The organism is Streptomyces sp. NPDC059255, from assembly GCF_042752355.1.
Taxonomy (GTDB): Bacteria; Actinomycetota; Actinomycetes; order Streptomycetales; family Streptomycetaceae; genus Streptomyces.
Genome location: NZ_JBHYZP010000040.1, coordinates 25412 through 46023, shown reverse-complemented (window position 1 = coordinate 46023; position 20612 = coordinate 25412). Strand labels below are relative to the sequence as shown.

Here is a 20612-nt window from a genome sequence, read left to right as displayed (position 1 = left end):
CTGACCGAGACCGACGAGGTAGAAGCGAATGAGTCCCGCCGAAGGCGATCGCGATCCGCAGCGCATCCTGATCGTCGACGACGAGCCCGCCGTACGGGAGGCCCTCCAGCGGAGCCTCGCCTTCGACGGATACGGGACCGAGGTCGCCGTCGACGGGGTCGACGCCCTCGCCAGGGCCGCCGCCTACGCGCCGGATCTGATCGTCCTCGACATCCAGATGCCCCGCATGGACGGCCTGACCGCCGCCCGGCGGCTGCGCGCGGGCGGCTCGAAGGTGCCGATCCTGATGCTCACAGCCCGTGACACGGTCGGCGACCGCGTCACCGGTCTGGACGCGGGCGCGGACGACTACCTGGTGAAGCCGTTCGAGCTGGACGAGCTGTTCGCCCGGATCCGCGCGCTGCTGCGGCGCAGCTCGTACGCGTCGGCCGGCTCCGGCGAGGTGGCCGCCGAGGACGTCCTCTCCTTCGCCGACCTGCGGATGGACCTGACGACACGCGAGGTCACCCGGGGCGACCGGCGCGTGGAGCTGACCCGCACCGAATTCACGCTCCTGGAGATGTTCCTCGCGCACCCGCGCCAGGTACTGACCCGGGAGCAGATCCTCAAGGCCGTGTGGGGCTTCGACTTCGAGCCCAGCTCCAACTCGCTCGACGTGTACGTGATGTACCTGCGCCGGAAGACGGAGAGCGGCGGCGAGCCGCGCCTGGTGCACACGGTGCGCGGGGTGGGATACGCGCTGCGCGGCGACACGGGCGGCGGCACGGGAACGGGCCCCGGCGGAGGAGGGGCCGGAGGCTCCGGTACGGGCCTCGGTACAGGCTTCGGTACGGGCTCCGGTACAGGCTTCGGTACGGGCTCCGGTACGGGCTTCGTCACCGACGGCGGGCACCGCGGACCTGATGGACACGGCGGGCAGGGCGGATACGGCGGCCACGGCCACCGGTACCGGAACGGCGGCCCGGCGTGACCGGTCCCGTCCAGCGGTTCCGTACGCTCCCGCTGCGCTCCCGCCTCGCCCTGCTGGTGGCCTCGGCCGTCGCGCTCGCCGTCGCCGCCGTCGCCGTCACCTGCTGGCTGCTGACCCGCACCCAGCTGCCGAGCGAGCTCGACTCGTCCCTGGAGAACACCTCCGCGCCACCCAGCTCGGTGCAGGAGGCCATCGCCGCCTGCAACGCGGGCACCAACCCCGAGACCACCGCCACCTCCGGCTTCGCCTACGTCCAGGTGGTACTGCCCAACGGACAGCGCTGCGTGGCCCCGGGCTCGGAGCCCGTGAAGGTCCAGCAGGACGACCTGGAGGTCGCGGACGGCACCGTCCACACCTCGCTCCACGACAGCGTGACCGACAACGGCGCCAAGGTCCGTGTCTTCACCCAGCGCGCCCCCTACCGGGGCGGCGGACTGGTCACCGTCTCCGTCTCGCGCCCCCTCGCCGAGATCGACGCCTCCCTCAACGAGCTCGCCGTGCTGCTCGCGCTCGTCGCCGGGGTCGGGGTGATCGGCGCGGGGCTGGCGGGCCTCTGGGTCGCCAGGTCGGGGCTGCGGCCGGTCGACGGGCTGACCCGCGCGGTCGAGCACGTGGCGCGTACGGAGGACCTCACCGTCCGGATCCCCGTCGAGGGCGAGGACGAGATCGCCCGGCTGTCGCGCTCCTTCAACTCCATGACCGCGGCCCTCGCGTCCTCCCGGGACCGGCAGTCGCAGCTCATCGCGGACGCCGGGCACGAGCTGCGGACACCGCTCACCTCGCTCCGTACCAACGTCGAACTCCTCGCGCGGAGCGAGGAGACCGGCCGCGCCATCCCGCCTGCCGACCGCAGGGCGCTGATGGCGTCCGTCAAGGCGCAGATGACCGAGCTGGCCTCGCTCATCGGGGACCTCCAGGAGCTGTCGCGGCCGGACGCCGCCGACCCCGGGCCCCTCCAGGTCGTCGCGCTCCACGAGATCATGGGGAGCGCGCTGGAACGGGCGCGGCTGCGCGGCCCCGACCTGACGATCAGCACGGACCTGCGGCCCTGGTACGTACGGGCCGAGCCGGCCAGCCTGGAGCGTGCGCTGGTCAACGTGCTGGACAACGCGGTGAAGTTCAGCCCGTCCGGCGGTACGGTCGAGGTCGCGCTGAGCGGCGGGGAGGGGGGCACCGGCGAGCTGACCGTACGCGATCACGGCCCCGGCATCCCGGCCGAGGACCTGCCGCACGTCTTCGAACGCTTCTGGCGCTCCCCGACCGCGCGCGCACTGCCCGGCTCGGGGCTCGGCCTGTCGATCGTCGCGCGTACGGTCCAGCAGGCGGGCGGCGAGATCGCGCTGCGCCAGGCGGCGGGCGGCGGAACGGTCGCGGCGATCCGCATCCCCGGCGCCCCGACACCGCCGCCGGAGGGCCTGGACGGGCTGAGCGGTCTCGGCAACAACCTGGACGGCGCGCACCGGGTGTGAGCGCCGGGAGGGTTGGGGGGTGAGGGGTGGGGGTGATGGCTGAGGGTCCGGGTGTCCGTTACCCGCCCACCGATCGCGTCAGGCCGCTCCGCCCACCGGCACCGACGACCCCACCAGCCGTGCCCTGATCCCGTCCGGCTCCACCGTGATGTGCCGCAACCGCAGGTCACCCGGGGTCTTCGGCAGTTCGAAGGAGAGCGAGAGCCGGTCGGAGAGCTCCGGCGGGCGGAGGTTGAGCAGCGCGTCGACCAGCGTCGGGTCGACGCCGGCCCGTTTCAGCAGCCCCGGGTTGTCGGCGACGACATCGACGAGATTGAGCCGCATCAGCTCCTGGACGAAGCCGGGCCGCCCGGTGAACCGGCTCAGCGCCGCCTCGCTGCGCAGCGCCCGGTCCACGTCCGCCCGCGGCACCCCGAGCGCCCGTACGACGGCGGGCACCTCCAGCAGTTCCCGGGCGCGGCCCTTCTCCTCCGCGATCCGTCCGGCGGCCTCGGGTGCCAGCCGCAGCCCGGAGTGGGCGCGGTCCCGGCCCGGCCGGTAGGTGGCCACGCCGGGGATGTCGAGCCGCATGCCGTCCACGGTGGTGGTGACGGCCCGGCCGCCCTCGTTCCCGATGTGCGCCTCGGCCCGTACCCGCAGGTCGTAACCGGCCACCGGCAGCGAACCCGCCAACCGTACGGAGCCCGCGCCGCTGTCGGTGAACTTCACCTGGGAGGCACCGAGTTCGCGGCTGAGATCGTCGAAGCTGAGCAGTACGTCACCGTCCATCCGCCCGACGACCGCGCCCTTGACGGAAGACGGCAGATCACCGACGACGCGGATGTCCCGGGCGCTGGCCCGCACCTCCGCCAGTGAGACACGGTCGGCGGCGACATGCGGGACGGTGACGTCCACGCGGTCGAGCCGCTTGCCGAGGACCTGGGTGAGGAACGGGAAGCCGTGGATGTCGACGGCCGGCCGGGCCGTGAGACCGAGCGACTCCTGAAGCCGTTCCTCCGCCTTGTCCTGCGCGTAGAACTCGGCGGCACGGTCCGCGAGCAGCAGGAACGCCGCGCAGACGGCGAGGGCGACGGTCAGTTTCAGCGCGGCGGAGAGGGGGCCGGAGCGGCGGCCGCGCCTCCCTCTCCGCCGGTGGTCGGGCGGGGACCAGTCGTCGTCGTCCCGGTCGGACGGCACCCCGAGGGGCGGCGGATCACCCGGCTCACGCGGGCCACCGGGACCGCGCGATCCGGGGACGCCCTCCCCCTCGGGTGGGGCGAGCCGCGCCAGTTCGTCATAGGGGTTGGGCGCGGGGCGGAGCTCGGGGCCGGGCTCGGGGTCGGGGTCGGACACGTGCTCGGGTATGCGTGTGGGGCGTCGCATCGACTCATACCAACACGCCCCACCGGCCGGGCACACCCGCCCCGGCATCGCTATCGACCCGTTTACCCACGGCTGTCCGGCTATTCATGTGGGAGATCTCGCGATTCCCCGGAACGCCGGACAGCCACCCGGCTCCCTCCCCCGCTCGCTCGCCGCCTCGCTCGCTCTCCTCAGCCGTTGTGCCGTATCAGCGACTCCACCAGCCCGGCCCGGGTGGCGGGGAAGTCCAGCGGTACGATCCCGAGCCCGCGCCAGCCGCTCGCCTCCGACCCGTCCAGGAAGGTGTGCACCTGCGGGTTGAGCCGGTCGGAGTTCCAGCGGGGCGTCGACAGGAACGCCGTACTCACGTAGTTGACGTACAGCTTGCCCGGCTGGGTCGCGGCCTTCCGGAAGTGGGCCTCGATCTTGGAGTACTTGGCGCCCGGCTCCGCCTGGTAGTCGTCCTGGATGTCGAAGAGCCCGGCGTCCCCGTACCGCAGGCCGGGCAGCCCTCCGTTGTCCCCGAGCAGCACGACCCGCCCGCGCGCCTGACCGAGCGTCGGCAGTCCGCCGTCGAGCCGGAAGAGGGAACGCCAGCCCTTGCCGTCGAGATACGTGTCGAAGATCCGCCGGAACTCCGCGTCGCTCTCGGTGGAGTACTCCTGCTTGACCCGCATGAGGACGGTCTCGGAGGGGTTGGCCCGGAGGAAGTTCCGGCAGGCATTGAGGACGTCGTCGAAGTTCAGGTTCTGGTAGAACGCGCCGTGGTGGATGGTGAACGCGCCCTCGAACAGCCGGCAGCGGATGTCCAGGAAGCGGACGCCGCTGGTCAACTGCTCGGCTATGGAGGTGTTCTGGCAGGCCACGAAGAGGCCGCCGGAACGGGCGCCGGCGTTGTGCGTACCGGGAATGGTCAGGCGCTGCACGGGGGTCGAGTCGGCGAAGCCGCCCATCCAGTCATGGGTGGCGAAAACGCGCGGGGACGCGGCCGCGCGGGCGGGAGCCGCGAAAGCGGTCCCGCCACCGGCGCCCACGCCCACCAGGGCGGTGGTGGACATGGCAAGGGCGCCGGCGAGAAAGCCGCGCCGGGTACCGGGGGATGTGCTCATGTGGGGGTGCCTCCGTCGTCCGTAAGGGCATCAGGGAAACAGCCCTCGGATTATGACGGGTACACATCACGAGCGGAACGTGTTCACGGAGATTGGTCCATACCAGGATCCCCGCTCGCCTCCGCCGAACCCCGACCGGGCACTCCGCACGGAGGTTGAACCTCCCCGCACACGCCGGCCCGGCACGCAGCGTCCGATCACTCGAACACTGCCCTTCCTCCTGCCCTTCCTACCGCTCTTCCTACTGCTCTTCCTCCTGCGAATCGCCCTTCCGCCGCGGCGCCGACTGCACCGGCACGACCTGCGTCGTCTCGGCGGCCTTGGCCGCGCGCTCGTGGGGGTCACCCTCGCTGCTCATCGTCATCCCGTTGCCGACCGACGTCCCCGAGACCGCACCCTGGCGCTGCTGGAGCACATGCGCGGTCTCGTGCCGCTTGGTCTTGATGTCATGGCCGCCCTTGCCGAGCACGATGTGCTCGCCGGCGGTGTACGCACGCGCCCCGATACCGGCCGCCGCACGCTGCGCCTTCGCGTCGTCGTGCACCTGCACCGCGGAGAGGTCCGCACCACCGTGCCACGCCTCCAGTTCGCGGAGCTCCGACCCGGCGAGCTGCTTCCCACGGGACTGCGTCACTTCTTTCACGAGGTCAAGAGCGTGTGTCTCGTTCTCGGCCTCGGGCTCGGGTGCGCGCATACGACGCTGTACGGGGAGAGACGCCCCGGCGTCCCCATGACCGCACGTCGGGCTGTGGCTGTGCCGCTCGTCCGCCAGCATCCGTGCGACGGCCGCGTTGCCCACGGACCGCTGCAGCGCCAGCACCGACTCCCCGCTCCGGCCGCCCGGTGCCGCGACCGGCGAGAGGGGGGAAGCGGGCGGGGCAGTCGCCCGGCCACGCGCGCCGACGGTGGGCAATGGCATCCCCCGCCGGGCGCCCTTGTCCGACTTCTCTTCGTGACCAAGCAAGGGATCGCCTCATTCGCGCAGCACCGACACAGGCCGACAGTAACTCAACCAATGAGGGAGCCAGGAACGGAAGGACCCGGAGGACACCGGTGGAGGCAGATGCGCTGCCCCTTCCGTTCCACCCGCCTCCCTCCGCCCCGCCCTCCGCCCCGCCCCGTCGCCCACCGATCCGACGCGGGTCAGAGGCTGTCGGTGTAGAGAAGCCGGTTGGGGGAGCCCGCTCCGGTCGACGTCACCAGGTTGCTGGTGGACTCGTCGACGATCCACCGGGAGACGGCCGCCGGGGAGGCCGTCGGGTACTCCTCCTTGAGCAGCGCGGCCACGCCGGCGACATGCGGGCTCGCCATCGAGGTCCCGCTGAGCGCCTTGTAACCGCCGCCGAGCTTGGCGGAGATGATGTCGACCCCCGGCGCGTACAGCTCCAGACACGTACCCCAGTTGCTGAAGCTCGCCTGCCGGTCCTGCTCGTCGGTCGCCCCGACCGTGATCACCTTGGACGCGCCGGCGGGCGAGACGTCGCAGGCGTTTCGGTTCTCGTTGCCGGCCGCCACGACCGGCACGACACCGCTGTCGGCGACGGCGTTCACCGCCGTGTTGACGGCCGTGGACCGGGGACCGCCCAGCGACGCGTTCATGACCGCGGGCTGCTTGGCGTTCTTGGCCACCCAGTCGAACCCGGCGAGGACTCCGGCCCAGGAGCCGCTGCCGTCGCAGCCGAGCACCCGGACCGAGACGAGCGAGGCGTCACGGGCCACGCCGTGGTCCGAACCGCCGGTGGTGCCCGCCACATGCGTACCGTGGCCGTTGCAGTCCTGCCCGTTCCGTCCGTCACCGATGGAGTCGAACCCGACGCTCGCCCGGCCGCCGAACTCGCTGTGCGCGGTCTCGATCCCGGTGTCGACGATGTACGCGGTGACGCCCCTGCCGGTGCCGGTCGCGTCGTACTGCCCGTCGAGCGGCAGATACCGCTGGTCGATCCGGTCCAGCCCCCAGCTCAGAGCCGGCACCCGCGCCTGAGGTTCGCCGGCGGCCCGGGTCGGGGCTGTCGTCGCGGGTGTTGCCGTCGCCGGTGTTGCGGTCGGGGAGTCGGCCGTGACCACCGCGTTCTCCTCCACGGCGGCGACCCCCGGGAAGCCGCGTACCAGCTCCAGCTGGCTCGGGCTGAGCGTGACGGCGAACCCCGAGAAGACCTTCTCGTAGGTGTGCAGGGGGTTGAGCCCGAGCTGCCGCAGTACGGTGCGCGGCGTGTGCGTGGACTTGAGGGAGACGATGTACTGCCCCGGGACCGCCTGGGCGGAACGCTCGACCGGTACGAGCCCCCTGCCGGGATCCGCCGCCACGGCATCCGTACCGGTACCGGCGAGCAGGGGAACGAGCAGCAGAAGGGCGGCCGATGCCCAGCGTGCGCGCAGGCGCATATGTACTCCTTGAAGGTGGCTGACCGCTGAACGTGTCCCGGCCGGGACCCGTCCGCGAAGTCCGATCTCCCTTCTTTCGTCCGGGCCACCAGCACGGCTTGAGCGCTCTCGCGCACTGATGGCCGGATGGAGTAACGCGGCAACGGCGAACCGGCGGCCGGAACCGGGGCCGGAACCGGGACCGGGACCGGGATCGGGACCGGGGCGGTTCCGGCTGCGGGGGCGGTTCCGGCGCTACCGGGGCCCTTCCGGCTGCCGGGCCCCTTCGGGCTGCGGGGCGTCGGTGGGGTATGAGTGCGGGTGCGGGTGCGGGTGCGGGGCCTTCCCCAGCACGTGCTCCCGTCCCCACCGTCCGAGCGGACGGAGCGCCAGCTCCAGGGCGACACCGGACGCGGTCAGCGCGTACTCGACCCTCGGCGGCACCTCGTCGTACACCTCGCGGGAGACGATGCCGTGCGCCTCCAACTCCCGTAGCTGCGCGGTGAGGACCTTCTCCGTGACACCGGGAAGCATCCGGCGGAGCGCGCCGAAGCGGCGCGGGCCCTCCTGAAGCGCCCACAGGATCAGGACCTTCCACTTCCCGCCGATCACGTCCATGGCCGCGTCGATCCCGCAGTGGTACGCGTCAGGTGCGCCCGGTCTGCCTACGGTCGCCATCGTCCTCGCCCCCTCCCTCTCCCCTCCCCGCGCACCGGCCCGACCCGGCTGCCTGGACACATACCTCGGAGGAAGTGCGCACTTCGAAGTGGGTACTTGTCCGTCTCCGCGTCATTGACCAGCTTATGTGTCATGACTGACCACACCGCTTCCGACGTTGTCACCCCCTCTCTCACCCTTCTCGGACTCGGCGCCATGGGTACGGCGTTCGCCCGCGCCTGGCTCGCCGCCGGATACTCCCTGACCGTGTGGAACCGCACGCCCGGCCGGGCCGGCGCCCTGGTCGCCGAAGGCGCCGTGCTCGCCGCGGGCGCCGCCGACGCGGTGGCCGCGAACGCGCTGACCGTGACCTGCCTGCTGGACGACGCCTCGGTCGGCGAGGCGCTGGCCGGGGCCGACCTGACCGGCAAGGACCTGGTGGACCTCACCACGGGGACCCCGTCCGAGGCCCGTGCCCGCGCCGCATGGGCCGAGGCACGGGGCGCGCGATTCCTCAGCGGCGGGATCATGGCCGTACCGCCGATGATCGGTGTCCCCGAGGCGGGCGGTTACGTCCTCTACAGCGGATCGCCCGAACTGTTCGAGGCGCACCGGACGGCTCTGGCGGTCCCCGCCGGCACCCGTTTCACCGGCGAGAACCCCGGCCATGCCGCGCTCCAGGACGTGGCGCTGCTGAGCGGGATGTACGGCATGGTCGCGGGCGCGGCCCACGCGTTCGCGCTGGTGCGCGGGGAGAAGGACATCTCACCGTCGGAGTTCGCGCCGCTGCTCGCGGAGTGGGTGGTGGCGATGTCCGCGATGATTCCGCAGATCGGCCGGCAGTTGGAGAGCGGTGACTACGAGTCGGGCGTCGCGTCGGGTCTGGCCATGCAGGTCGCGGGCGTCCAGTCCTTCCTGGACACGGCGCACGAACAGAACGTCAGTCCCGAACTGCTCACCCCCGTCTTCAACCTGATGAAGCGCCGCGCCCAGGACGGTCACGAACGCGAGGGCTTCGCGGGGCTGGTCGGCCTGCTGGGCCCATAGGCAGCGGAGTTGCCCGGTGGTGTGTTGGTCACCGTGGCCCGCCCCCTCCCCGTCCGCCCCCGCTCACTCAGCCGTGCGCATGAAGGCGAGCATCCGGGGGTTGACCTGGTCCGCGTGGTCGATCTGGGGGCCGTGGCCCGTGCCGGTGATGATGTCGGCGCGGGCGCCGGGGATCAGGCGCGGGACGCGCTCCGCCTGGCGCTCCGGGTGCAGGAGGAGGCTCCGCTTGCCGAGCACCAGGTAGAGCGGGGTGCGGATGGTGCGCAGTTCGTCCTCGGTCAGGGGGATCGGCGCCGGGCGGCGGACGCGGTACGCGCGGACACCGGCCCTGGCCATGGCGCGCAGCTCCGGCACCACGAGCACCGGCTGTTCCAGCCAGGCCGCCAGCCGGGGGCGGAGCCTCTTGGGGGCGGAGGTCGCGAAGAGGCTGACGAATATCCAGACGAAGAAGCGGAGGCCCACCTTCTCCAGCCCGCCGGGATCGAGAAGGGTGGCCGAGGCGAGGCGGCCGGGTCTGCGGTGTGCCTGGTTGAGGGCGAGCCATCCGCCGTACGAGCTGCCGACGAGGTGCACGCGGTCGAGGCCGAGGCCCGCGAGCGTCTCGTCCAGCCACTGCGCGGCCCGTTCGGGCTGGTGGATGGGTTCCCGCTGCACGCTGCGCCCCGGGTCGCCGGGGGTGTCGATCGCGTACACCGGGCGTTCGGCGGCGAGCGCGGCGATGTTGGGGTACCACATGGCGGAGCAGCCGCCCGCCCCGTGCACCAGGACCACCGGGGTGCGGGACCCGGCGGCGGGGTCCGCGGGACCGTACCGGTAGACGTGAGTGGTACCGAAGGCGGTCTCCACGTCGGTCTCGGCGACGGCCGGCGCGCCCATCGCGTACAGCGCGTCGCAGGCCGCGAAGTAGCGGTCCCGCAGAGCGTCGCTCACATAGCGACCGACGTCGGGCCGGGCACGGGTCGTCGTCTCGGGCATGGCGGGCCACCTCCAGAGGCGTTCATGAGCCATCCGTTCTTCGTGGTACGACCGTACCATGATGATGATACGGCTGTACCATGACGCCGCGGGCGGCGAGGGAACCGACACGTACGGAACCGACGAGTGGAGACGCGACCGATGCCCAAGCGGGTGGACCACGAGGAACGGCGCACCGAGATCGCCGAGGCGCTCGTGCGGGTGGCGGGGCGGCAGGGCCTGCACGCCGTGGGGATGCGGGACGTGGCGGCGGAGGCGGGGGTGTCGTTGCGGCTGGTGCAGTACTACTTCCAGACCAAGGAGAAGCTGCTGCTCTACGGGCTGGAGCAGCTGGCCGCGCGGTTCACCGAGCGGATCACCGCCCGGCTCGCCGCCATGGGCGACGATCCCGGGCCGCGCGCGGTGATCGAGGCACTGCTGCTGGTGTCACTGCCGACCGACGAGGAGAGCCGCACCTTCCACCTCGTCTACACCTCCTACGCCGTACTGTCCGTGACCGACAGGGCCCTCGCCGATCAGCGGTTCACCGACAATCCGGCCGCTGCCGAGGACGCCGTGGCCCGCCTGCTCCAGCGGGCGCGGGAGGCCGGTCTCACGCGGCCCGGCACGGACCCGCGCAGCGACGCGATCAGCCTGCTCGCCCTGGCCGCGGGGCTCGGCACGAGCATCCTGGTCGGCCACCGGACGCCGGAGTCCGCCGCCGCCACGCTCCACCACCAGCTGGACCGGATCTTCCTGGACGACCGGGGCGGCACCGCGCCGTCGCCCGCGTAACGCGCCTCACCCTCCTCGCCCGGCATCCCCTGCGCCTCACGCGCGCCGACCGGCCCCCGGCTGCCCGCGTTCGAGGCCCGGCGTACGCCGAAGGGCGGCGGGCCGGCGGCCCACCGCCCTTCGGGCAGGGATTCTCGTCCAGTTGCTACTTCATGATCGTGGACTACTTGACGATCGTGATGCGGTCCGCCGCCGGAGGCGCCAGCGGCGCCTGCGCCGTGGAGTTCGCCGACAGGTAGGCGTTGAACATGTCCAGGTCCGACGCGCCGACCAGCTTGTTCGTCCCCTGGCCCAGGGCCGCGAAGCCGTCGCCGCCGCCCGCGAGGAACTCGTTCATCGCGACGCGGTACGTCTTCGCCGGGTCGATCGCCGCACCGTTCAGCTTCACCGAGTCCGTGACGACACGGGCCGCGCCCGACTTCGTCATGTCCAGGGTGTACGTGAGGCCCTTCGAGACCTGGAGGATCTTCGGCGACGCCTCGTTCGAGCCGCTGACCTGCTGCTGGAGCGCGGTGATGACCTGCGCGCCGGTCAGGTCGACCGCGTTCATCATGTTGGTGAACGGCTGCACGGTGAACGCCTCGCCGTACGTGACGACCCCGTCGCCCTCACTGCCCGATGCCTTGAAGACCAGGTCGGAGCGGATCCCGCCCGGGTTCATGAAGGCGATCTGCGCGCCGCCCTTGTCCGCCGGGGACATGCCCGCGAGCTGCGCGTCCGCGATCACGTCGCCGAGCGGGGTCTCGGGCGTCGTGGCGCCGCGGCCGTTGATGTCCGCCGAGATGTAGCCCTTGGCGGTGTTGGCGATCGGCGCGGCCAGCTTGTTCCAGCGCGTGATCAGGTCGGTCATGTCCTTGGCCTTGGCCTGGTCACGGCTGACGACGTGGTTCGCCGACTTGACGCTCGTCCGCACGATGTCCTTGGTACGGAGGTCGTAGGTGAGCGTGGTGTCCGTGTAGAGCTTGCCGAACGACGAGGCGGACGTCACCAGGCGCGGGTTGCCGGACGGGTCCGGGATCGTGCACGCGTACGCCTGGTGCGTGTGCCCCGTCACCAGCGCGTCGACCTTCGGCGATATGCCCTTGGCGATGTCGACGATCGGACCGGAGATGCCGTCACCGGCGCCGGGGCTGTCGCAGTTGTAGTTGTACGAGGTCGAGGCCGGGGCGCCGCCCTCGTGGATCAGCGCGACGATCGACTTGACGCCCTGCTTGTCCAGCTCCTTGGCGTACTTGTTGACCGTCTCGATCTCGTCGTGGAACTTGAGGCCCTTGACGCCCTCGGCGGTCACGATGTTCGGCGTGCCCTCCAGGGTCACCCCGATGAAGCCGATCTTGACGCCGTTCTTCTTCCACACCGTGTACGGCTTGAGGACCGGCTTGCCGGTCTTCTCCGACGTCACGTTGGCGGCGAGGTACGGGAAGTCCGCGCCCTTGAACTTCTTGCCCTTCTCGTAACAGCCCTCGGTCGGGTGGCAGCCGCCGTTCTGGAGGCGGCCCAGCTCGGTGGCGCCCTCGTCGAACTCGTGGTTGCCGACGGCCGTCACATCAAGGTTGATCTTGTTGAGCGCCTCGATGGTCGGCTCGTCGTGGAAGAGACCGGAGAGCAGCGGGCTCGCGCCGACCATGTCGCCGCCCGCGGCGGTGACGGAGTACGGGTGCCCCTTACGGGCGTCGCGCAGCGAGGTCGCCAGGTATTCGACACCGCCGGCGGGGATCGCCTTGGTCGTACCGTCGGCCTGCTTCTCGTTGACGGTTCCGGCGGAACCGGCCGGGGGCTCCAGGTTGCCGTGCAGGTCGTTGAAGGACAGGAGCTGTACGTCGACCGTCTTGGGGTCGGGCTTGGGCTTGGAGTGGCCGAAGCCGTTCGCCGCGCTCTGGGCGCTCTCGGCGGGCGTCCCTGCGGAGGCCGGGAGCGCGGCGAAGAGCGCGCCCGCGGTGGCCAGACCTGCGGCAGCGGCGAACACCCGCCGTGCCGCTCGGTTTTTCTGCGGTGTCGCTGACATGGATCCCCTTATGAACTCAAAAGTCTGAGGTTGCGAGCGGCAGCCTAGAGTCAACGCGCGTAGCTATACAGGGCTCGCGGGTTACGAGTGGGTTGCCTTTACACGTACGTCACCGGTCGGTGCCGCGCGCACCGCGTGCGGCCGGTACGCGACCAGGGGGAGCGCCGCCGCCGTACCCTCGACGCATGACTGACGCAGTAGCCCGCGAGTCCGGCCGGCAGATCCAGACCCTCGACGCGCTCACCCCCGAACAGGCGGAGGACGTCCTCGGCCTGCTGGCAGAAGCAGCCGCGACGGACGGCGTGCAGGCCGTCTCCGAACAGGGGCGGCTCCAGTTGCGGGGCGGTCACCGGGAGGGCGTACGGCACTTCCTGGTCACCGCGGACCAGGAGGGCGGCGACGGCGAATCCACCCCGTCCGCCGGGTCCGCCGCCGGCCAGGGGGACGGCGGGGCGCGGGAGCTGGTCGGGTACGGGCAGCTGGAGGACACCGACCCGATCGAGGCGCCCGCCGTCGAGCTGGTCGTACGCCCCGGGCGCCGCGGCCGGGGCCACGGCCGGGCGCTCGGCAACGCGCTGCTGGGCGCCTCCGGGAAGCGGCTGCGGGCCTGGGCGCACGGCGGGAAGCCGGCCGCCCGGCATCTCGCGCAGGTCCTCGGGCTGACGCTCTTCCGTGAACTGCGGCAGCTCCGCCGCCCGTTGGCCCCGCTGGACATCGCGGATCCGGTGCTGCCGCCGGGGGTCACCGTCCGTACCTTCGTCCCCGGGCAGGACGACGCGGCCTGGCTGGCGGTCAACGCGGCCGCCTTCGCCCATCACCCCGAGCAGGGCGCGCTGACCCAGCGGGACCTGGACGACCGGATCGCCGAGCCGTGGTTCGACCCGAAGGGGTTCTTCCTGGCCGAGCGGGACGGGGAGCTGATCGGCTTCCACTGGACGAAGGTGCACGCCGAGGAGCAGCTCGGTGAGGTGTACGTCGTCGGCATCCGCCCGGACGCGCAGGGCGGCGGCCTCGGCAAGGCGCTCACCGCGACCGGCCTGCGCCACCTCGCGGCGCAGGCGCTGCCGACCGCGATGCTGTACGTGGACGCGGACAACACGGCGGCGGTGACGGTGTACGAACGGCTGGGCTTCGCCACGCACGAGGTGGACCTGATGTACCGCACGGAGTCCTGAGCCCGTTCGGGTGCCCGGGTCCGCTCCGGCGCCCGGGGTCCGGTCCACTGGTCGGGCCCGGTCCGGCCCCGGTCCGGCCCACGGCTCCGGTTTCGGCTCCGGTTTCGGTCCCGGCCCCCGGGTCCTGGCCCGACCCGGACCCGGGCACCCGAACGGCGTACCGTACGGTCGGCTCACGGGCGGCCGACGAGCCGCCCGCGGGTGGCGGCGGTACGCGGCGGCCGGACCACCAGGCCGTACGCGGAGCCCGTACGAGCGGGCCGTACGAACCAGGTCGTACACCGAGCCGTACCTGCCGGGCCGTACATGCCGGGCCGTACGAGAGATCCGTACGAGAGATCCGTACGAGCCGGTCCCCGGGCCGCCCCCCGGGGGACCCGCCCCGCTTCCCTGCATGTCATGTCGCCGTTACCGGCCATTCAGAAGCCCTTGCGACCCTCGGTGAATGCAGCCCGAGCCCGCTGTACCCCCCACCCCGAACGGCACCCCGAACGGCACCCCGAAAAGCACTTCCAACGGCACTCCGAACGGCACTCCGAACGGCACTCAGAGCCGCACCCCGAAGGGCAGGACCGCCGCGAACGGGAGGGTCCGTCTCACCCCCGCGCTCTCCGACGCGCCCGTCGTACCCTCCGCGCGGAAGAATGGGGACATGAGCCACCAGCCCGCCGAGGTTCCGGTCCAGCCGTCCCAGCACCCTCAGCAGCCGTCCGTCGGCTTCATAGCCGCCCACCGGCCCCGCGCGGTCGCCACGACCGGGTCGGCGGGCGACCTCGAACCCGATCTCGACTCCGACCTCGACGCGTACGAGGAGGACCGCGGCCAGGACGGCAACGGTCACGGCAGCGGCAACGCGCTGCCCCAGGGCCGGTTCCTGGACCGCGAGCGGAGCTGGCTCGCGTTCAACGAGCGGGTGCTGGAGCTGGCCGAGGACCCGACGACGCCGCTCCTCGAACGCGCGAACTTCCTGGCGATCTTCGCGTCCAACCTGGACGAGTTCTTCATGGTCCGGGTCGCGGGACTCAAACGGCGCATCGCGACCGGGGTCGCCACCCGCTCCGCCTCCGGCCTCCAGCCGCGCGAGGTGCTGGACCTGATCTGGACCCGCTCCCGCGAGCTCATGGCCCGGCACGCCGCCTGCTACCAGCAGGACATCGCCCCCGCGCTGGCCGACGAGGGCATCCACATCATCCGCTGGCCCGAGCTGACCGAGAAGGAGCAGGCGCGCCTCTTCACCCTCTTCCGCCAGCAGATCTTCCCGGTCCTCACGCCCCTCGCGGTGGACCCGGCCCACCCCTTCCCGTACATCTCGGGGCTCTCCCTCAACCTCGCGGTCGTCGTCCGCAACCCGGTCAGCGGCCACCGCCACTTCGCGCGGGTGAAGGTGCCGCCGCTGCTGGCCCGCTTCCTGGAGGCGTCGCCGCAGCGCTACGTCCCCCTCGAAGACGTGATAGCCGCCCACCTGGAGGAACTGTTCCCCGGCATGGAGGTGCTCGCGCACCACATGTTCCGGGTCACGCGCAACGAGGACCTGGAGGTCGAGGAGGACGACGCCGAGAACCTCCTCAAGGCGCTGGAGAAGGAGCTCATGCGGCGCCGCTTCGGGCCGCCGGTGCGCCTGGAGGTCGAGGAGTCCATCGACCCGTACGTCCTCGATCTGCTGGTGCGCGAGCTGAAGGTGTCCGACGCGGAGGTCTATCCGCTGCCGGGGCCGCTCGACCTGACGGCGCTCTTCCGGATCGCGTCGCTGGACCGGCCCGAGCTGAAGTACCCCAAGTTCATCGCGGGCACGCACCGCGATCTCGCCGAGGTGGAGTCCGCCTCCGCACCCGACATATTCGCCGCGCTGCGCGAGCGCGACGTGCTGCTGCACCACCCGTACGACTCCTTCTCCACCTCCGTCCAGGCCTTCCTGGAGCAGGCGGCGGGCGACCCCGACGTACTGGCCATCAAGCAGACGCTGTACCGGACCTCCGGCGACTCCCCGATCGTGGACGCGCTGATAGACGCGGCGGAGTCCGGCAAGCAGGTCCTCGTCCTCGTCGAGATCAAGGCGCGCTTCGACGAGCAGGCCAACATCAAGTGGGCCCGGAAGCTGGAGGAGTCCGGCTGCCACGTGGTGTACGGGCTGGTCGGGCTGAAGACGCACTGCAAGCTCTCGCTGGTGGTGCGGCAGGAGGGCGACACCCTGCGCCGTTACAGCCATGTCGGTACGGGCAACTACCACCCGAAGACCGCCCGGCTCTACGAGGACCTGGGGCTGCTCACCGCGGACCCGCAGGTCGGCGCGGACCTCTCCGACCTGTTCAACCGGCTGTCCGGCTACTCGCGCCGGGAGACCTACCGGCGGCTGCTGGTCGCCCCGAAGTCCCTGCGGGACGGGCTCATCGCGCGGATCAACAAGGAAGTGGCGCACCACCGCGCCGGGCGGCCCGCGTATGTCCGTTTCAAGGTCAACTCGATGGTGGACGAAGCGACCATCGACGCCTGCTACCGGGCGTCGCAGGCGGGCGTCCCGGTGGACATCTGGGTACGCGGGATCTGTGCCGTACGGCCCGGGGTGCCGGGCCTGTCCGAGAACATCCGGGTGCGGTCGATCCTGGGGCGCTTCCTGGAGCACTCCCGGGTCTTCGCGTTCGGCAACGGCGGTGAGCCGGAGGTCTGGCTCGGCAGCGCCGACATGATGCACCGCAACCTCGACCGCCGCATCGAGGCGCTGGTCCGGATCACCGACCCGGCGCACCGCGCGGCACTCACCCGGCTCCTGGAGACCGGGATGTCCGACACGACGTCCTCCTGGCACCTGGGCGCGGACGGCAACTGGACGCGGCACTCCACGGACGCGGAGGGCCAGCCGCTGCGGAACGTACAGGAAATGCTCATAGACGCCCGGAGGCGCCGGCGTGCAGCACCATGAAGTGGACACCGAGCGTGACACGGACCGTGACGCCGACCGTGATACGGACCGGGTGACGGGCCAGGCCACGGACCGGGTGACGGGCCGCCTGACGGGCCGGGTCACCGGCCGCGTGACGGCGCCCGGCAAGGCCGTGCCGGGCGCCGAATCCGCCGTCCCGGGGCGGCACACCGCGGGCGAGGTCCTGTCCGGGTATCTGCACGCCCGCGCGGGCGACTTCCTGCGCGGGCTGCGGATGTACGGCGAGAGCGGCGCGGACACGGCCGCCGCCGAGGAGGCGGCCCGTACGCTGCGCGGCGCGGCGCGCCGGATCGGCGGCGCGCTGCACACGTACCGGCCACTGCTCGACCAGGGTCCGGCGGACCAGCTCCGTGCGGAACTGGCCTGGCTCTCCGGCACCCTCGCCCAGGAACACGCCTGTACGGCCCGGCTGCACCGGCTGGTGGGGGCGCTGGCCCGGCTCTCGGGCGCGGTGCCCGTGCCGTCCTCGCGGACGGAATCCGACGTTCCGGCAGGTGTGCCGACGGCCGGCGCGCTGCCCGCGGGCACGCTGACGGTCGGGGCGTCCCGCGCGGGCGCGCTGCTGGAGCGCCAGCTCACCCTGGCCAGGACGCGCGCCCACTCCTCGGCGCTCCAGGCGCTGGGCTCGTCGCGCTTCCACGCCGTGGCGGACGCGGTGGCCGTACTCGCCTCCGAGGTGCCGCTGGCCCCGCTGGCGGGCGCGCCCGCGATCGAGGTGCTGGCGGGGCCCGGCGAGACGACGGAGGCCCAGCTCCTGGACGCCGTGGCCGCGCTGCCGCTGACCCGCGCGGCCCATCCCTACAACGCGGAGGCGCTGGTCAACGGCCTGGCCACGGCGGCCGACGGGGAGGCGCAGGACGCCCCGTGGCACCAGGTCCGGCGGCTGCTGCGGCTGCACCGCTACACCCAGGAGGTGTGGTGCGCGGGCGGCATCCCCGACCCGGCCCTGCTCGCGGCGGGCCGGTCCCTGGACCGGCACCGTGACGCCGCCGAGGCGGCAGCGGCGGCGGCGAACGCGGCCCGTACGCCCCGGATCGCCCCGACGACGGCGTACGCGCTGGGCGTGCTCCACGCCGACCAGCGCCACGAGGTCGAGGCGGCGCGCTTCGCGTTCCAGCAGCTCTGGCAGAAGGCGGCGGTGTCACGATGACCGAGGCGACCCGGACCGGGATGACCGGGATGACCGAGGTGACCCGATGACCGAGGAGGCGGGCACGGCGTCCGGCCCGACGGATACGCCGAAGGGCCGGGGGACGGTCCTGGCGGCGGGGTGCGTGCTGTGGCGCCGGGTGCCGTCGGCGGACGAGGGCGTCGAGATCTGCCTCGTGCACCGGCCCAAGTACGACGACTGGTCGCACCCGAAGGGCAAACTCAAGCGCGGCGAGTCCGCCCTGGCCGGCGCGGTCCGCGAGGTTCTGGAGGAGACGGGCCACCACTGCGCGCCGGGGGCCCGCCTGGACACCGTCCACTACCTGGCCCAGGGCCGCCCCAAGGAGGTCACCTACTGGGCGGCCGAGGCGACGGCCGGCGTCTTCGTCCCGAACCACGAGGTGGACACCCTCGCCTGGCTGACCCCCACGGCGGCCCGGGACCGGCTCACCCAGCCCCGCGACCGCGTCCTGGTGGACGCCCTGCTGAACGCCCTGCACTCCGCATAACGGGTCCCGCCTACGGCCGCCGTACCTCGAACTGGAAGCAGCCGTACTCCACGGCCCGCACGTGCACCAGCACCACCCCGGGCTCCGCGAACGCCTCACCGAGGGCCCGGTCGAATCCGGCCGTGGCGTCCTCGGGGACTTCGAACAGCCGGCCGCCGACGATCCGCCCCGCGGCGTCGTACCGCCGGACGGTCCGCAGCGCCCCCGGCCGCGCGAAGGGATAACCGGCGGCGCCCCGCGGCCCCCCGCACTCCCCGGCGTGGATGAACACGGGCCCCGATTCGTCGTACGCCCCCGGCTCGGCCCCGCGCGCCGCCGCCCAGCGCCGCAACGGCGCGTACGAGACGAGCGCGACCCGGTCGCCGGGGACGACGCCCCGCAGACAACACCGCAGCGGGCTGCCCACACAGTCGACCGGGGCGTCGTCCGCCCCCGCGGTGAACGGCCGTACGGGCCGCCCGGAGTCGTCCGTCCCGCGGAGCTCCCGGAGCGCGCCGGGGGCGATGGGCAGGGGCGTGTACGCGGTCAAGGTGGTCTCGGTAGTCATGGGTCAAGTCTTGGCGGCCCTTCCCCCTGCCCGCTGGCGGAAATCGGACGAGAAGATCGGCCCGCGCCCCGGGCAGGCCCGGGGCGCGCACTCCACCGGCCCCAGCGGTCCCCGTGGCCCTGGCGGCCCCAACAAACTCACCGAACGCCGCCCCTTCCACGCCCCCCTCCACGCTCCCTTCTACGCCCTCTGCGCGCCTCACACGAGCGGCCTGCACCCGAACCCAGGGTGTCCGACGAGGTTCACCTTCCGTTCACTCTCTTCCGTCGGCGGCTTCACCTGATCTGCCTAATTTCGGCCTTACACGGTGACGGTTCAAGCGCCGCACCGGCCACCCCGACGCACGCCGCCGTACAACGGTTCAGACCGGCGGCTCCTGGAAGGAACACCCGAAAAGTGAAGCTCAAGCGCAAGAACGGGCTGCGCGCCACCGCGCTCGGTGCCCTCGCCGTCTCCGGCGCCCTGGTTCTCACGGCGTGCGGCTCGGACGACAACAGCGGCGGCGGGGACAACAGCGCGAAGCCCACCACCGCCTCCAGCGAGGTGTGCAAGGACGCCAAGGGCCAGCTGCTCGCCTCCGGTTCCAGCGCGCAGAAGAACGCCATGGACCTCTGGGTGAAGAACTACATGGCCACCTGCTCCGGCGTGGAGGTCAACTACAAGTCCTCCTCCTCCGGCGAGGGCATCGTCGCGTTCAACCAGGGCACGGTCGGCTTCGCCGGCTCCGACTCGGCGCTCAAGCCCGAAGAGGTCGCCGACTCGAAGAAGATGTGCACGGACGGCGGCCAGGGCATCAACCTGCCGATGGTCGGCGGACCGATCGCCATCGGTTACCACCTGGAGGGTGTGGACAGCCTCGTCCTCGACGCCCCCACCCTCGCCAAGATCTTCGACAGCAAGATCAAGAACTGGGACGACGCGGCGATCAAGGCGCTCAACCCGGACGCCAAGCTCCCCAACAAGCCGATCCAGGCGTTCCACCGCTCCGAGGACTCCGGCACCACGCAGAACCTCGGCAAGTACCTCGGCGCCTCCGCCGCCTCCGACTGGAAGTACGAGGCTGAGAAGAAGTGGCCGGCCCCCGGTGGCCAGGCCGCTTCCGGTTCCGCCGGTGTCGCCACCCAGGTGAAGCAGGTCGACGGCTCGATCGGTTACTTCGAGCTCTCCTACGCCACCTCGCAGCAGATCTCCACGGTCAAGATCGACACGGGTGCCAGCGCCCCCGTCGAGGCCTCCTCGGAGAACGCGTCCAAGGCCATCGCCGCCGCCAAGATCAAGGGCACCGGCAAGGACCTGGCGCTCGACCTCGACTACACCACCAAGGCCGACGGCGCCTACCCGATCGTCCTGGTCACGTACGAGATCGCCTGCGACAAGGGCAACAAGCCGGCCACGCTGGCCACGATGAAGTCCTTCCTGACCTTCACCTCCAGCGAGGACGGCCAGAAGGTGCTCTCCGAGGCGGGCTACGCCCCGATCCCGGCCGAGATCAACGCCAAGGTCCGCGAGACCGTCGCGTCGCTCTCCTAGGCCCTGACGCCCTGCCGGTACGGGATCCCCGTACCGGCAGGGCACCGGCACTTCCG

At 72.0% G+C, this 20612-nt stretch carries 16 protein-coding genes and 1 pseudogene; 9 read left to right on the top strand and 8 right to left on the bottom strand.

What is annotated here, in order from left to right; translation table 11 throughout:
- Positions 1-28 precede the first annotated feature (28 nt).
- Positions 29-745, top strand: a pseudogene (locus tag ACFXKG_RS34075) (response regulator transcription factor); the annotation flags it as partial.
- A gap of 221 nt (positions 746-966) precedes the next feature.
- Complete coding sequence (locus ACFXKG_RS34070; RefSeq protein WP_384847199.1) at positions 967-2439, top strand: sensor histidine kinase; 1473 nt, start codon at positions 967-969, stop codon at positions 2437-2439.
- A gap of 78 nt (positions 2440-2517) precedes the next feature.
- On the opposite strand, the gene ACFXKG_RS34065 is transcribed toward ACFXKG_RS34070, so the two are convergent.
- The 5 genes from ACFXKG_RS34065 to ACFXKG_RS34045 form a co-directional block, all read right to left on the bottom strand.
- The gene (locus ACFXKG_RS34065) at positions 2518-3801 is read right to left on the bottom strand and encodes an LmeA family phospholipid-binding protein (protein ID WP_384847197.1); all 1284 of its coding nucleotides are present in this window, start codon (positions 3799-3801) and stop codon (positions 2518-2520) included.
- Between the two features lie 170 nt (positions 3802-3971).
- Positions 3972-4889, bottom strand: coding sequence for a phosphatidylinositol-specific phospholipase C (locus ACFXKG_RS34060; protein ID WP_384847195.1), 918 nt, complete (start codon positions 4887-4889; stop codon positions 3972-3974).
- A gap of 241 nt (positions 4890-5130) precedes the next feature.
- Positions 5131-5853, bottom strand: coding sequence for a DUF4157 domain-containing protein (locus ACFXKG_RS34055; RefSeq protein WP_384847193.1), 723 nt, complete (start codon positions 5851-5853; stop codon positions 5131-5133).
- Between the two features lie 179 nt (positions 5854-6032).
- Positions 6033-7271 (bottom strand): S8 family peptidase, encoded by a 1239-nt coding sequence (locus tag ACFXKG_RS34050; protein WP_384847191.1) that lies wholly within the window; start codon positions 7269-7271, stop codon positions 6033-6035.
- 234 nt (positions 7272-7505) lie between these two features.
- Positions 7506-7928 carry a winged helix-turn-helix transcriptional regulator gene (locus ACFXKG_RS34045; protein WP_384847189.1) on the bottom strand — a complete coding sequence of 141 codons (423 nt, stop codon included), beginning with the start codon at positions 7926-7928 and terminating at the stop codon, positions 7506-7508.
- 132 nt (positions 7929-8060) lie between these two features.
- On the opposite strand from ACFXKG_RS34045, the gene ACFXKG_RS34040 reads away from it, so the two are divergent.
- The gene (locus tag ACFXKG_RS34040; RefSeq protein ID WP_384847187.1) at positions 8061-8954 is read left to right on the top strand and encodes an NAD(P)-dependent oxidoreductase; all 894 of its coding nucleotides are present in this window, start codon (positions 8061-8063) and stop codon (positions 8952-8954) included.
- A 63-nt stretch (positions 8955-9017) separates the two neighbouring features.
- Here the strand turns inward: ACFXKG_RS34040 and ACFXKG_RS34035 are convergent, their stop codons facing one another.
- Positions 9018-9929, bottom strand: coding sequence for an alpha/beta fold hydrolase (locus ACFXKG_RS34035; RefSeq protein ID WP_384847185.1), 912 nt, complete (start codon positions 9927-9929; stop codon positions 9018-9020).
- Between the two features lie 141 nt (positions 9930-10070).
- On the opposite strand from ACFXKG_RS34035, the gene ACFXKG_RS34030 reads away from it, so the two are divergent.
- A complete protein-coding gene (locus ACFXKG_RS34030; RefSeq protein ID WP_384847183.1) occupies positions 10071-10703 on the top strand; it encodes a TetR/AcrR family transcriptional regulator in 633 nt (210 codons plus the stop codon).
- 163 nt (positions 10704-10866) lie between these two features.
- Here ACFXKG_RS34030 and ACFXKG_RS34025 read toward each other — a convergent pair whose 3' ends face one another.
- Positions 10867-12708, bottom strand: a complete 1842-nt coding sequence (locus ACFXKG_RS34025; RefSeq protein WP_384847181.1) for a bifunctional metallophosphatase/5'-nucleotidase — start codon at positions 12706-12708, stop codon at positions 10867-10869.
- A gap of 185 nt (positions 12709-12893) precedes the next feature.
- Between ACFXKG_RS34025 and mshD the strand changes: the two genes are divergently transcribed.
- From mshD to ACFXKG_RS34005, 4 genes are all read left to right on the top strand, one after another.
- Positions 12894-13883 carry a mycothiol synthase gene (mshD, locus tag ACFXKG_RS34020; protein ID WP_384847179.1) on the top strand — a complete coding sequence of 330 codons (990 nt, stop codon included), beginning with the start codon at positions 12894-12896 and terminating at the stop codon, positions 13881-13883.
- Positions 13884-14535: 652 nt separating this feature from the next.
- Positions 14536-16800: an RNA degradosome polyphosphate kinase gene (locus ACFXKG_RS34015; protein WP_384847177.1), complete on the top strand. Its 2265-nt coding sequence runs from the start codon at positions 14536-14538 to the stop codon at positions 16798-16800.
- 133 nt (positions 16801-16933) lie between these two features.
- Positions 16934-17971 (top strand): CHAD domain-containing protein, encoded by a 1038-nt coding sequence (locus ACFXKG_RS34010; protein WP_384847286.1) that lies wholly within the window; start codon positions 16934-16936, stop codon positions 17969-17971.
- Positions 17972-18017: 46 nt separating this feature from the next.
- The gene (locus ACFXKG_RS34005) at positions 18018-18479 is read left to right on the top strand and encodes an NUDIX hydrolase (protein ID WP_384847175.1); all 462 of its coding nucleotides are present in this window, start codon (positions 18018-18020) and stop codon (positions 18477-18479) included.
- Between the two features lie 10 nt (positions 18480-18489).
- On the opposite strand, the gene ACFXKG_RS34000 is transcribed toward ACFXKG_RS34005, so the two are convergent.
- Complete coding sequence (locus tag ACFXKG_RS34000; protein WP_384847284.1) at positions 18490-19008, bottom strand: DUF1203 domain-containing protein; 519 nt, start codon at positions 19006-19008, stop codon at positions 18490-18492.
- A 414-nt stretch (positions 19009-19422) separates the two neighbouring features.
- Here ACFXKG_RS34000 and pstS point away from each other — a divergent pair, with 414 nt between their 5' ends.
- Entirely contained in the window at positions 19423-20556 is a 1134-nt protein-coding gene (pstS, locus tag ACFXKG_RS33995) for a phosphate ABC transporter substrate-binding protein PstS (RefSeq protein ID WP_384847173.1), read from the top strand.
- Positions 20557-20612 lie beyond the last annotated feature (56 nt).